Source organism: Piscibacillus halophilus (assembly GCF_900110685.1).
GTDB lineage: Bacteria > Bacillota > Bacilli > Bacillales > Alkalibacillaceae > Piscibacillus > Piscibacillus halophilus.
In genome coordinates, this window is sequence record NZ_FOES01000007.1 from 1 (window position 1) to 11530 (window position 11530).

The 11530-nt window shown below is 35.4% G+C and carries 20 protein-coding genes; 14 read left to right on the top strand and 6 right to left on the bottom strand.

The genetic code is table 11. The features are described 5' to 3' along the window. Positions 1-243: transposase (locus BMY57_RS05230; protein ID WP_177176333.1), on the top strand; the 243-nt coding region annotated here is incomplete at its 5' end. 140 nt (positions 244-383) lie between these two features. On the opposite strand, the gene BMY57_RS05235 is transcribed toward BMY57_RS05230, so the two are convergent. Next, on the bottom strand, positions 384-890 hold the full coding sequence (locus tag BMY57_RS05235) for a GNAT family N-acetyltransferase (protein WP_091772978.1): 507 nt from the start codon (positions 888-890) through the stop codon (positions 384-386). A gap of 162 nt (positions 891-1052) precedes the next feature. Between BMY57_RS05235 and BMY57_RS05240 the strand changes: the two genes are divergently transcribed. The 10 genes from BMY57_RS05240 to BMY57_RS05285 all read left to right on the top strand — a co-directional run bounded on the left by BMY57_RS05240 (position 1053) and on the right by BMY57_RS05285 (position 5970). Then, complete coding sequence (locus BMY57_RS05240) at positions 1053-1355, top strand: hypothetical protein (protein ID WP_091772979.1); 303 nt, start codon at positions 1053-1055, stop codon at positions 1353-1355. A 17-nt stretch (positions 1356-1372) separates the two neighbouring features. Further along, the gene (locus BMY57_RS05245; RefSeq protein ID WP_091772980.1) at positions 1373-1624 is read left to right on the top strand and encodes a hypothetical protein; all 252 of its coding nucleotides are present in this window, start codon (positions 1373-1375) and stop codon (positions 1622-1624) included. Between the two features lie 21 nt (positions 1625-1645). Beyond that, positions 1646-1942 carry a hypothetical protein gene (locus BMY57_RS05250; protein ID WP_091772981.1) on the top strand — a complete coding sequence of 99 codons (297 nt, stop codon included), beginning with the start codon at positions 1646-1648 and terminating at the stop codon, positions 1940-1942. A 496-nt stretch (positions 1943-2438) separates the two neighbouring features. Next, on the top strand, positions 2439-2816 hold the full coding sequence (locus BMY57_RS05255) for a hypothetical protein (RefSeq protein ID WP_091772982.1): 378 nt from the start codon (positions 2439-2441) through the stop codon (positions 2814-2816). 59 nt (positions 2817-2875) lie between these two features. Next, on the top strand, positions 2876-3175 hold the full coding sequence (locus BMY57_RS05260; protein ID WP_091772983.1) for a hypothetical protein: 300 nt from the start codon (positions 2876-2878) through the stop codon (positions 3173-3175). A 426-nt stretch (positions 3176-3601) separates the two neighbouring features. After that, positions 3602-3793: a hypothetical protein gene (locus BMY57_RS05265; RefSeq protein ID WP_091772984.1), complete on the top strand. Its 192-nt coding sequence runs from the start codon at positions 3602-3604 to the stop codon at positions 3791-3793. A 12-nt stretch (positions 3794-3805) separates the two neighbouring features. Continuing rightward, the gene (locus BMY57_RS05270; RefSeq protein ID WP_091772985.1) at positions 3806-4324 is read left to right on the top strand and encodes a GNAT family N-acetyltransferase; all 519 of its coding nucleotides are present in this window, start codon (positions 3806-3808) and stop codon (positions 4322-4324) included. A 61-nt stretch (positions 4325-4385) separates the two neighbouring features. After that, the gene (locus tag BMY57_RS05275) at positions 4386-4901 is read left to right on the top strand and encodes an NUDIX hydrolase (RefSeq protein WP_501037447.1); all 516 of its coding nucleotides are present in this window, start codon (positions 4386-4388) and stop codon (positions 4899-4901) included. 152 nt (positions 4902-5053) lie between these two features. Beyond that, a complete protein-coding gene (locus tag BMY57_RS05280) occupies positions 5054-5149 on the top strand; it encodes a YjcZ family sporulation protein (protein ID WP_091772987.1) in 96 nt (31 codons plus the stop codon). 152 nt (positions 5150-5301) lie between these two features. Further along, entirely contained in the window at positions 5302-5970 is a 669-nt protein-coding gene (locus BMY57_RS05285) for an HAD family hydrolase (RefSeq protein WP_091772988.1), read from the top strand. A 38-nt stretch (positions 5971-6008) separates the two neighbouring features. Here BMY57_RS05285 and BMY57_RS05290 read toward each other — a convergent pair whose 3' ends face one another. The 4 genes from BMY57_RS05290 to BMY57_RS05305 all read right to left on the bottom strand — a co-directional run bounded on the left by BMY57_RS05290 (position 6009) and on the right by BMY57_RS05305 (position 8335). Continuing rightward, entirely contained in the window at positions 6009-6533 is a 525-nt protein-coding gene (locus BMY57_RS05290) for an HD domain-containing protein (RefSeq protein ID WP_091772989.1), read from the bottom strand. 119 nt (positions 6534-6652) lie between these two features. Further along, positions 6653-7147 (bottom strand): GNAT family N-acetyltransferase, encoded by a 495-nt coding sequence (locus BMY57_RS05295; protein WP_091772990.1) that lies wholly within the window; start codon positions 7145-7147, stop codon positions 6653-6655. 10 nt (positions 7148-7157) lie between these two features. Beyond that, positions 7158-7688 (bottom strand): cysteine hydrolase family protein, encoded by a 531-nt coding sequence (locus BMY57_RS05300; protein ID WP_091772991.1) that lies wholly within the window; start codon positions 7686-7688, stop codon positions 7158-7160. A gap of 131 nt (positions 7689-7819) precedes the next feature. After that, positions 7820-8335 (bottom strand): GNAT family N-acetyltransferase, encoded by a 516-nt coding sequence (locus tag BMY57_RS05305; protein ID WP_091772992.1) that lies wholly within the window; start codon positions 8333-8335, stop codon positions 7820-7822. A gap of 281 nt (positions 8336-8616) precedes the next feature. Between BMY57_RS05305 and BMY57_RS05310 the strand changes: the two genes are divergently transcribed. The 3 genes from BMY57_RS05310 to BMY57_RS05320 all read left to right on the top strand — a co-directional run bounded on the left by BMY57_RS05310 (position 8617) and on the right by BMY57_RS05320 (position 10736). Then, on the top strand, positions 8617-9477 hold the full coding sequence (locus tag BMY57_RS05310) for a hypothetical protein (protein ID WP_091772993.1): 861 nt from the start codon (positions 8617-8619) through the stop codon (positions 9475-9477). 52 nt (positions 9478-9529) lie between these two features. Further along, positions 9530-9979, top strand: a complete 450-nt coding sequence (locus tag BMY57_RS05315; protein ID WP_091772994.1) for a hypothetical protein — start codon at positions 9530-9532, stop codon at positions 9977-9979. A gap of 148 nt (positions 9980-10127) precedes the next feature. Next, the gene (locus BMY57_RS05320; protein ID WP_177176334.1) at positions 10128-10736 is read left to right on the top strand and encodes an SIMPL domain-containing protein; all 609 of its coding nucleotides are present in this window, start codon (positions 10128-10130) and stop codon (positions 10734-10736) included. Positions 10737-10788: 52 nt separating this feature from the next. Here the strand turns inward: BMY57_RS05320 and BMY57_RS05325 are convergent, their stop codons facing one another. Further along, positions 10789-11388, bottom strand: coding sequence for a restriction endonuclease (locus BMY57_RS05325; RefSeq protein WP_091772996.1), 600 nt, complete (start codon positions 11386-11388; stop codon positions 10789-10791). Positions 11389-11530 lie beyond the last annotated feature (142 nt).

An 11530-nucleotide genomic window follows, 5' to 3' on the forward strand; every position in this document is an offset into this window, starting at 1 on the left:
ACACGCCATGTATGGGAAGATAGTAAAGATAAAGTTCGAGAGAACCGTCTTTCGAATGAAGGTAAATGGATATATCGAATGCGAAAAGAGAAAGTCGAACGTAGCTTCGCAGATTCAAAAGAACTGCATGGGCTGCGCTATTGTCGTTTGCGTGGAAGGGATAATGTTCGAGAGCAAGCGCTTATGACAGCTGCTTGTCAGAACATGAAGAAGATTGCCCTCCACCTAGACCGTGTGGTCTAGGTAGAGGAGAGTCTTTTTCTTATTATTAAGGTTGTGATAGACATAAATTATTGAGATATCTATTTATTAACCTAAAAAAGCTTGTAGAAAAACACGGGGTTTCTCTACAAGCTGAAGACCTTGGATTTCCAAGGTCTTTTTTAATCATTATTATACGCAACCTGAACAATTTGTTTTTCACCATTCTTCTCAAACATTTTATACGTTTGCATGTCTATGTTCCTCGCTACTCTTTGCGATGGAATATTGTCTAGTGTTGTATACGAGAAAATTTTTGAGTATCCTAACACATCAAACGCATACTGTTTACAACCGAGTGCAGCTTCAGTGGCATAACCGTTATTCCAATAGTCTTTTATAATATGAAAACCGATTTCTGGTAAAAGCTCATTATCAATGTTTTGCATCGTAATCCCACAGTCTCCAATAAATTGATCACCATCTTTTAAAATAACGGCCCATAAGCCATGATGGTATTTTTGATAAGAATCAATATTCCAAAGAATCCAGTTTTCAACTTTTTCTTCGCTAAAGGGTTCGGGGTAGTGCCTCATAGATTCAGAGTCAGAAAGAACTTTCGATAATTCTTCTTTGTCATCTAAAACTAATTCTCTTAAATAAAGTCTTTCAGTTTCAATAATTTTCATAGAATCACCAACTTTAAACTAATATTAACATAATATTGCATGAAAATTATTTTGATGTATTCAATCTTCTTTTCCTTTTGGATTAGCCTCATTTAGGTTAAAATGTTGATGTTAGGGAAAAAATGGATGATAGCGGTTTGTACGCTATAAGCGAGTGATCGAATGAAGAATTTATATGAACAAGATATTTTAAAACGAATTCCAGAACACGAACGAAAAATTTATCGTACTATGACAAAATTGAGCCGGGTAAACAAACATTTGCTTTGGCAACTGATTAAAGAATCTAATAAAGAAAATGTCGCTATATACACAGGGGATTTAGAAAAACTTCGCGAATTACTTAATAAACAATTAGTGCATATAAATACGGCATATCAAACAAATAGTCAAAAAGTAAGCCTCTTTGTTCTAAATCGCGCCCCTTACTTAATACGATTACTAAAAAGAGAGTATTTGGACTAGTCAGGAGGATATAAATTATGGAAAGCATCATCCCACTCGCATTAGGCTTTATCCTGAACCTCATCATCTACAAGATGGCAACCATCCTTAATGAGAACCAAAAGCGCTCTGTGATCATAAGTTTAATTTTTGGGACAAGCACAGTCCTTCTAGGGCTGTTAACAAGACTTGTCACTTTATCTGATATTGGAATCGGTATGTTAATAGCAACAGTGTTTCTATTCGCTTTTTTATTAGGAAAGAAAAAGATGGAACAGGCAAGGAGTTAATAGAAATTAGGGGAGAGTAGTATGAGGACTATTTTAGAAGTGATACGTATCGCTTTGATTTTCTTAATCTTAGGTATGTTAGGATCTAGTTTAGTGGTGTGGATTTATTCATATAGTGAAGCAAAACCATATACTTGGATAAGCAGCCTGGCGATTTTGCTATTGTTATTTGTATTGTATCGAAATAAACTACAGTTTACCGGGTGGTATAAAGGAAAAGCGGGGAAAAAACTCTCTAAATTTACTACATTTACAATCATTTTAACTTCAGTCATTTTGCTAATCGCTCCCATGATGTTAGCAGTTATAACGAATTAAGATTAAAGATCGACGTTGAGTCGGTCTTTTTTTATAAATGTCGGCTTAATTTATGGAATATTATGTTAAAATAAGTGAAAGACTTATAGAATTATTAATTACAGTCGTTAAATCATATGGTGCCAAAAAGAAACGTGCCTATAAAATCTATAAACATGCCCATAGAATTAAGAAACACGCCTATAGAAATGAAAAACATGCCCATAGATTTAAGAAATACACCCATAGAATTCAAAAACATGTCTATAGCACCTGTAAACAAGTGATTTTAGACTTATTCAGTTGGCAAAGGTGGTGGATTAATGGATAATGTTTCATTTAAAAAAGTGGAATTATAGGGTCAACATTAATATTACTAGTCGTGGGATTTGCCGCGAGCATGATGCCGACTGAAAGCATTCCTATACTGATCATCAATTTGTCGATGTTGATCATTGTCACTGTGACATTAGTCATAGCTTGGCAAAAATATCGGGAAAATAAGAGAAGGCACATGATGATACATGGCTACATATGGTTAACAACTTTAGCAATTTATTTCTCACTGCCTTTATTACGAGTGTTATATGGTCATTATACATTTTGGATATGCTTAAGCATTCTGATGATTATGATCGTTTTACCGTATTTATACGCAAAAAGAATTGTGTTTGGTCTTCGTAATCCTCATAAATCCAAGTTTGGCAGAATCTCATTTACGTTTATCATCTTGTTAATTTTTTTTGGATTAATCCTTTATAGGAGCTCATTTAATGAATCGACCATAGAATTGTATCCCATTGCCATTTATTTATATTTAGCAGCCAATCTTTTATTTATATTAGCACCTGGGCTTTTATTAAAACCGGGTGTGATTGACAAAATGGATGAATAGGAATCTTGTGTATATATAATTTAAAAACTACTAAATAAATATTTTAAGGGGGCATTATTTTGGACACTCTACAAATCCAAGGCATTAAATTCACTTCATACATTAAACTTCTATTAATCATATCTATCTCAACGGGTACCTTATTAGGTTTGGTCATGTTTATCATGAGTTTATTTGGAGGGCCGGTAACGGCTGAACTTGGAACGAAGGTATTTTCGGGTGTAACGGCTGGAATTTTAGGTATATTTATGATGCCAATAATGTTTCTGTTTTTCGGTATTGTTATTGGTCTGGTTTCTTACATACCGTTTAAAGTAGCTCTAAAGTTAATGAATGGTTTGACCATTAATTTGAAATAAAGTAAAAGCATTTCGGACTTCATAAATTAAAAATTCCCTCCTGTTTAAATATATAATATTCTACTAGTTAACTTTAAGACTCCAATATAGTATCCCAACATTTTTATAAATGTTGGGAATTTTATGATAATATGGTGGGTATTAAGGATGAAAGTAAATTGAGATTACTAGGAGCTTAAAATAGGAGTGATTTGTTGAAAGCATTGAGACTTTTAATTTTAGGATTTGTTATTGGAATTTTAGTTTCCATTGTAGGGAAGGTTTTTAGTGATTTGTCCTTCTTTCAGCATATTTTAATATCAGTATTAATCGGACTAGTGGTTGGTACAATTTATATATTGATTGAGTTGAGAGTTAGTAAGTCCTCCTCGTGAATAGTTTGGCAAAAGAAATGAGATTATGATGAAAACCATAGGAGGCAAACACATGGAATTATTCGGTATGCTTATTTTTTATGGAATTGGATTATTGTTTCTCTATTTAGTTATAGAAGCTGCGATTCGTAATGGGATTAATAATTCATTGATCGGAAAATACCTAGAAAAAAAGCATGGACTTAAAAAAGATGAATACCATTCACCTCTTGATTCACCACCAAATCAAGAAGTAAAAAGTTGATAAACAGGAGTGATGATCGTGAAAGTAAGAAAAGCAGTGGTTGAAGATGCGAAAGGGATGGCTAAAGTTCATGTTGATAGTTGGCGAACGACTTACGCTGGGGTAGTGCCAGATGAATATTTAAACAATTTATCTTATGATGAGCGGGAAAATATGTGGAAGCAGGCGACCCCACGAGGTGGAGTTTATGTCGCGGAGAATAATGAAGGGGAAATTGTTGGTTTTGCTACAGGTGGCCCGGAGAGAAGTGGAAAGTATCCTGACTATAAAGGAGAACTTTATGCTATATATATTTTAAAAGATTATCAAAGACAAGGGATTGGTAAGGCATTAATGAAGCCAATTGTAGAGGGTTTAATTAGAGACAATCTAACCAATATGGTGGTGTTAGTTCTTGAAGACAATCCATCCAAACACTTTTATGAAGCTACAGGCGCAAAATTGTTGGATACTGAAGATATTGAAATAGGTGGAAAGAAATTGATAGAACTCGTATATGGATGGGACGATATAAGAAGTATTAACTTGTAACCTATCGAACCTTAAAAGGAGCTTTTTTAAATGAAAAAAATGGGAGACTATTAGCGAATATATTTATAAAACCCCTTTTGGAAATTTAAGAAAAGATCGATGCGAAATGCCAGATGGTAAGGTTATTGACTCTTATTATGTCCATGAATATTCTGATTGGGTCAATGCCGTTGTATTAACGAAGAATAACCAAATCATTCTAGTGAATCAGTATCGACATGCTGGTGGAGATAGCTTTCTAGAAATTCCAGCTGGTAAAATAGAAGTTGGAGAAACCTATTCAGAGGGAATTCTTCGCGAAGTGAGGGAAGAAACGGGTTATACTTCTAAAGCCAATCCTATTAAAATAGGAGAGTTCATGGTCAACCCAGCTATTCAAAATAATAAAGTGGTGACATTTTTAATTTTAGAAGCTTACAAGGCTGGTGAACAGTGCTTGGATGAATTTGAAGACCTATCTATCCATACATATGACTTTGATGAACTAGACGAATTAATCAAAATGAACAAGATTAAGACTCAATTATTTACAGTCCATGCTTATTATACGGTAAAGGATTATTTAAAGCATGAATGATTTTATGATGTCTAATAACCATAAAATAATCCAATGACCATAATATTTAGACCGATATCCAAAAAAATTGTGCATCTTCCTATTCTTGCCCAACCAAAAAATTATTTTAGACATAACATGAACTAGAAAATCACTTAGGGAGGTGCCTTGTTATGCACAAAGGTGGTTATGGTTACAACGATAGCTTCATTTTAATTGTTGTATTGTTTATCCTTCTAATTATTGTGGGTGCATCTTTTTATTACTAAGTTTTAAATTGACAATCATCCCCATCTGAAGGGCTCTATAAGAGCTCTTCGTTTTTGTGAACAACTTGGACAGGTGTCCCTCTTTAACATACACTCATCCCAATATATGCTAAAATAGATACAAAATTTAATGGAATATAAGAGGTGTTCTTGTGAGAGTCGTTACTGTAGATTTCGATGGGACGTTGTATCAGGGAAACTCGTTTAAAGTTATGTTTGATGTAGCTAAGAAACAGTACAAAGCTAAGCAATGGATAGTGGTTGGATTTGGGACTGCTAAAGCAATCGGGAAGCTAATCACAAGTGGAAAAGAATCGGCTAAACATATGTTTTTCCGTTCATTTGTTAAATCGTTTAAAGGAAAATCCAAAGCTGAACTTGAGGAGTTCTTTAATGATTTAGCTTATGGTGATTTAGAGCGTGTGAATCGTCCATTGGTGGACAAGGTGAAAAAGCATATCGAAAATGGGGACAAAGTTGTCATATTATCAGGTGCATTAAACCCGTTTTTAACAGCTTTTAGAGAAGCGGTAGGTTTAGAAGAAGCTGATATTATCGGTTCTGAATTGTTTTACGATGGAAACAAAATTTCTAATGGGAAAATGGGTGATATCGTAAACGGGGAAAAGAAAGCCGAAAAAGTTCAAGAATGGCTGAAAAATCGCGGACTTACGGTTGAGGATGTAACACTTTGGGCATATGCTGATAGTGAGAGTGACGGACCATTGTTGGATATGGTTGATCATCCAGTTGTCGTGAATCCAGATGAAGATATGGAAAAACTCGCCGAACAAAAAGGTTGGCCAGTCTTTGGGAATTAACTATGTAAGCATCTGTTAAATGGCAGATGCTTAATTTATTATGAGCCTGTTAAGAGGTTTTCTTTATTTAATTTATAATCAAGCACGCGAATTTGACTTAACTCTTCTTTTTTATTTAAATGACGATAATGATGGGCATCATTAGGTTGCTTATCGTTTTCATCAGCAAGATGGACGACTTGTTGAAGCGGGGTTCTTTTAAAACCATCAGCAGGTAAAGCCGATTCTGTATGAAATAAAATCGCGTGTGCTATTTCTTTTGCTGCATTTTGATCTTCACCTAAACGTACGAGAAGCTTATGAGCCCGTTCTGCTCCTTTAATCGGATGAATATCAAACCTTTGATATTGTTCATAATCCCATTCACCATCTCTGTACCACGTATAATGACCAATATCATGCAAAAATCCAGCTTTTACCGCCCAGTCAGGATTAACGTTGTATTGTTTGGCTAGTTCGTAAGCGTTGTGCGCCACAGAAATTGCGTGAGCCATCCCTGAACGGCGGACATATTTTTGTGTAATCGGATGAACATAAATATCTTCAAGTGTTACGCGTCTCATAGCATGTCCTCCTTTTTAGGTTAAATTATCGATATATTAACACTACTGTTAATCAAAATCAAGCTGTAGCTAAGGAGGATTATATAGATTATTAGACTGTAACTTTGTACTATATTCTTTTAGATTTCCCTATAATACCTAATGGATGCTAGCTGTTCGCCAGTGCTTGTCTCACTGACCTTTTCAGCTATTGGTCGGAACCCTCGGGCCTCATAAAAAGGAATTCCATATTGGTTATCTTTTTGAACAGAGACCACTTGTTCAGTAGCACCTTGTTGTTTTTGATCTTCGGTAAATATATTGAGTAGCTTTTTACCAATTCCTTTATAACGATAAGTCGGGTCCATATAAAAAACAAAAATTTGACCAGTTTCGGGTCCGGTCATGGCACCGCCAATTGTACCAACGACTTTCGAATCGATTATGGCCACATGTGTATACGTACCGTTTTCAATATCGTCTTGAATTTTTTCGATGTTATACCAGTACTCAATATTCTGTTCTTGATACTCTTCACTACATAGCCCTTCAACGGTCTGCCGCCAACCTGTGGAGCAAATTCGCCTAATAGCTTCAGCGTGTTCAATCTTTGGTTTGGTGATGTTAACTTGCATAATAACCCTCCTATATAGATGAATTAATAATTTCAGTCGTAGGTGTCACTTTTGCAAACCAACGTAAAGTCTGATTATGATGATCAATGATTTGTTGAGCCGTAAGGTTATTCGTGTCAAAAGTACTATGAGCATCTAAAACAAGAGTCATCTTGTAACCTAAGCTAAAAGCTCTTCTGCAAGTGGTATCCACACATACTTCAGTCTGTATGCCAGCTATCATTAGTTCATCGATCTTTTCTTGTTGTAAGTGATCATGTAAGTTGGTTTGGTGAAAAGAGTCTGGTGTATGTTTTTGAATAATCATGTCAGAGTCTAAAGGGGCTATATCTGAATGGATTTGCCAGTCTATTGATCCTGTTTCTAATGAAGATCCTGTAGGCTCGTTATGTTGAACGTATATCACTGGTATGTGATGATGGCGGGCTTCTTTTAAAAGTGAATTTAATCTATGAAGTAAATCCTTTCCGTTATGAACAGGTGGTTGTTCATTAAACATTCCGTTTTGGACGTCTATGATGATTAGGGCTTTATTCGACATATGATAACACTCCTAATCTATTAATTTATTATATAATAACATAAATTGGTATTTTATATATAAAAGGTAATGAAAATACACGTGGATAAATAAAACGCTTTTTCAACTAATCCAGCTGAAAAAGCGTTTTATTATTTTATATTTAATACATAAGCTTTAACGATAATACCATCATTTGCAGGCTCAAAATCATGTTCAGGAATGCGTTCGAACCCCAATCTTTCGTAAAGCTTGATTGCACCTTTCATAAATGATCCTGTATGAAGTCCTAATTGGCCAAAACCTCTTTCCTTTGTACGTTTAATGCATTCATTCACAAGTTTATAAGCAATTCCTTGTCCTCGTGCCTCAGGACTAACGGCCAACATGCGTAATTCCGGGTAATCAAGTGCATCTGTCCATTCCCCGTAAGCCATTGATTTAGCCGGGAACAGTACAACACTTCCAAGTACCTCACCGTCTTTTGACTCAGCAACCATGATGTCTACACCAGGTTCGAGGTCAGCTTCAGATGATAGCGTTCCGCTTAAAACTTCCCAGTGAGAGTCGTTGAGTACTTTTGAGTATTCTTGATATGCTTTTAATCTATGTTTGCGAATAATAGGAATTTCACTAGGATTAGCATCTCTTAAATTTATGTCTACCATTACACTCACTCCTTAGCTATGCAAAATCATTTATAAAACAGGTGGTTTTAATTATATCTTATGAGTATTTTGTATCAAAAATTTTATTGAAATCTGTTAATGATTGAAACTATATCTATCATTTTCCCGTCTATATAAATAGTAATATTTGTCGAAGAATGGTCTTTCTTTACTAGGGACCTTAGTTGGTTTTTGGGTTTAATTGTCAAAAAATGTAGACTTGTACAAAAACTTTCAATTAAAATAGGGGTTAGTAACAACACGAGTTTGGAGGTGGTTCAGTGAGATATATTTGGGTGCTGTTAGTAGCGTTGTTGATTGTTGGATGTCAAGATAATGCTGAAGTAGATGATCCTCAAGTAGAGGAGCCTACTACATCGGTTGATGAAGACAAAGAAGAGGAAGAAGCTGAACCTGCCCCAGTAGAAGAGCAGCAAGAAACTGAACCTGAACAAGTTAATGAAGAAGTAAAGACGGCTACTGAATTTGAAAGTGAACCAGTTAATAATCAAGTCATTAACGTGACAGAAGCACGAGTAATAGCTGAAGAGAATTTGGCAAAATCTATAGAACTCATGCAAGATATACAGATTGAACACAGCGATTGGTTTGGAGTTGAGGAAGAATCTGATGCTTATGTAGAGGGTGTCAAAGAAACTAAATCAGCTTTAAGTAATACGATTTCAGAAGCAGCAGTTGATGAATGGGCGGCCACTTATTTTGAAGAATTTTTTATGTACAATCATTTATATAAAGTTCTTCACCCTAGTCAATTAAATACTCACTTTGAACTAAAAGAATTTACAGAAGATAAATTTACATTAAGTTTTATCCAGTTAGGTGATGAAGCTTTTATGGGAACTCAACACTATGATTTAACCTATGTTAAAGAGGGAGATCAATGGAAGTTTAATGGATATGATTCAGGACAGGTGAATCGAGATTTGAACTTATCCGAGGAAGATTTAATGCATGCTTTCTTAAATTATGAAACACTCGAGCGCTTAAAGGGAGAGCTAGTAGACGAGCAGCAACATGATGGTGACAAGTATTTAATCATGGAGTATGGTGACATGTTAAAAGCGATTAACTCTCGTACTGGTGTCATAGATCCATTTTTTCTAGATGATACAGAGTCTTAAAACGTCCTTTTAAGGGCGTTTTTTATTTTATTAATCCGTTTGGAGGGGTAATGTGTCAAAGGAGAAGACGATTGATGACAAACAAAAATTTCAAGAAATCATTTCATTCATATTAGTCGGTATTGGGGTGCTCGGACTCTCCTATATGTTTGTGTTTAGAATGTCTTTTATGCCGTATGGGTATGAATTAGTTTCAGCTGAAGAATCTCAAGCAACGGTAGTGTCATACGATTATCTAGCACGGGAACAAGACAGGATGACGAAAGAAGAGGATCATGTAGATTTCGGGGAGTTCGTTACAAATGCAATCGAACGTTTAAAAGTTTCTTACTTAATATTATATACAGGAGTCCTTATGTCGACGATTATCTTCGTCTATGAATTTAAACGAAAGGAAAAAGCTTTCTTGAAGTCGATTTTAAATAGTGGTATTTTAGTGAGCTTTTTACCATTGCTTTCGATTTATAATTCTATTGATAGAATCGAATGGTTAATGTCTTAAGAACGATGTTGGTATCATAAAAATCAATCACACACCTAACCGATTTGGCATGAAATAGTATGAAGAGTTTTTCATGAAAGGTGGTTAGGTGGTTTAAGTCATCCACCGAAATAATATGACAGAAATTGAACGACATGATGAACGCGTTATGACTGTTTTTGGTGAAGGCATTGTGACAACTGAGCCTAATGAGGCAGTAGTGGCCCTGGGTGTGATCACACAAGACCCGGATTTATCAATGGCCCAGGGTCAAAACGCCGAATTGGTGAATAATGTGATTCAGGTTTTAATGAGTGAAGGTATACCACGTGAAGAGATACAAACCATCGATTATTCTATTCAACCGCAGTATGTTAATGTAGATGGCGTTCAACAATTTCGCGGTTATCAAGTCACCCACATTTTACGTGTGACAGTTGCAGAAATAGCTAGAGTGGGTCAGGTAATTGATGGAGCCGTTGATGCAGGCGCCAACCGAGTGTTGGATATCCAATTTTCAGTAAGTCATCCAGAAGTTTTTTACCAAATAGCTTTAACACGGGCCTTAGAAGATGCCGTCGCAAAAGCTGAAACATTAGCTGATTCAATGAATACAGAGCTTGACCCTATCCCAATTAAAGTGACCGAGTTATCTGTGGATCGGCCAGGTATTTATCAGACTTTTGCACTAACTCAATCGGCAGGAGAAACCCCGATTGAACCCGGGCAAATGGATATAAAGGTTAGAGTTGAAGCAAAATTTCATTACTTAGAATAGACTCATCAACTCTGTTGGTGAGTTTTTTCTTAAACGTTACGATGCGCGATTATTAAGCTAATTCTTCATTTGGTTTATATACTTTTTCTTCCATGGTTTCAAGCCAATAGTTGACAAGAGTTAATCCATCTATGAGTTCAATATCAAGCTCCCTAGCGTAATCCCGAGCAGTATCGGTAAAGTTGCTGGTCGTAATAACATAACCACCTTTTGCACCGTTTTTAATCATATTGGAGTGTAAAACTGCGACAGGCCCTGCTCCAACGTTTTCTTTATGGACATTTACTTGTCCTAAGTAAAGCTCTCCTTCTAGATAATGTTCAAAATCGATGCCGAAATCATCACTTTCGATTGTAGTATAAATGTTTCCGCCGAGTTGTTTTTTAATAATCCGAGCGACAAAATCTTCAAATTCAAGTGGTGTTTGTTTTAAGAAAATGTCAGATCCACCTTCAAATTCGATTTCATCGACTTCATTACGCTTCCTCGGATAATTAAAACGATAAGCCAGGCCCATGACAAGGGTTTTTTTTAATTCATCGCTTTGTTCAATTTTCCTTGCTGTTATAGATTCCTTTTCTCGCTGTTCTTTACGTAAAAACCACATCAGTACTCCGATTAATACTAGTTGTAATAAGATTAATGTAACCATTTCATCACCTCAGTAACAATCTTGTCAGAAAGATATAAGAATATACTTTTAAAATATGTGACATACTGTAAAATAAGGGTATATATTGATTGTTAGAAAATTCAATCTATCAGGTGCTATATTGGTTAACTAAAGGGTGTGC

Bases quoted from the DNA above. Each gene is read 5' to 3' on its own strand.
- BMY57_RS05295 (WP_091772990.1), bottom strand. From the start codon at position 7,147: ATGCAAGTTAACATCACCAAACCAAAGATTGAACACGCTGAAGCTATT.
- BMY57_RS05300 (WP_091772991.1), bottom strand. From the start codon at position 7,688: ATGTCGAATAAAGCCCTAATCATCATAGACGTCCAAAACGGAATGTTT.
- BMY57_RS05320 (WP_177176334.1), top strand. From the start codon at position 10,128: ATGACTGTTTTTGGTGAAGGCATTGTGACAACTGAGCCTAATGAGGCA.
- BMY57_RS05280 (WP_091772987.1), top strand. From the start codon at position 5,054: ATGCACAAAGGTGGTTATGGTTACAACGATAGCTTCATTTTAATTGTT.
- BMY57_RS05305 (WP_091772992.1), bottom strand. From the start codon at position 8,335: ATGGTAGACATAAATTTAAGAGATGCTAATCCTAGTGAAATTCCTATT.
- BMY57_RS05270 (WP_091772985.1), top strand. From the start codon at position 3,806: ATGATCGTGAAAGTAAGAAAAGCAGTGGTTGAAGATGCGAAAGGGATG.
- BMY57_RS05325 (WP_091772996.1), bottom strand. From the start codon at position 11,388: ATGGTTACATTAATCTTATTACAACTAGTATTAATCGGAGTACTGATG.
- BMY57_RS05265 (WP_091772984.1), top strand. From the start codon at position 3,602: ATGGAATTATTCGGTATGCTTATTTTTTATGGAATTGGATTATTGTTT.
- BMY57_RS05245 (WP_091772980.1), top strand. From the start codon at position 1,373: ATGGAAAGCATCATCCCACTCGCATTAGGCTTTATCCTGAACCTCATC.
- BMY57_RS05250 (WP_091772981.1), top strand. From the start codon at position 1,646: ATGAGGACTATTTTAGAAGTGATACGTATCGCTTTGATTTTCTTAATC.
- BMY57_RS05240 (WP_091772979.1), top strand. From the start codon at position 1,053: ATGAAGAATTTATATGAACAAGATATTTTAAAACGAATTCCAGAACAC.
- BMY57_RS05290 (WP_091772989.1), bottom strand. From the start codon at position 6,533: ATGAGACGCGTAACACTTGAAGATATTTATGTTCATCCGATTACACAA.
- BMY57_RS05235 (WP_091772978.1), bottom strand. From the start codon at position 890: ATGAAAATTATTGAAACTGAAAGACTTTATTTAAGAGAATTAGTTTTA.
- BMY57_RS05255 (WP_091772982.1), top strand. From the start codon at position 2,439: ATGATACATGGCTACATATGGTTAACAACTTTAGCAATTTATTTCTCA.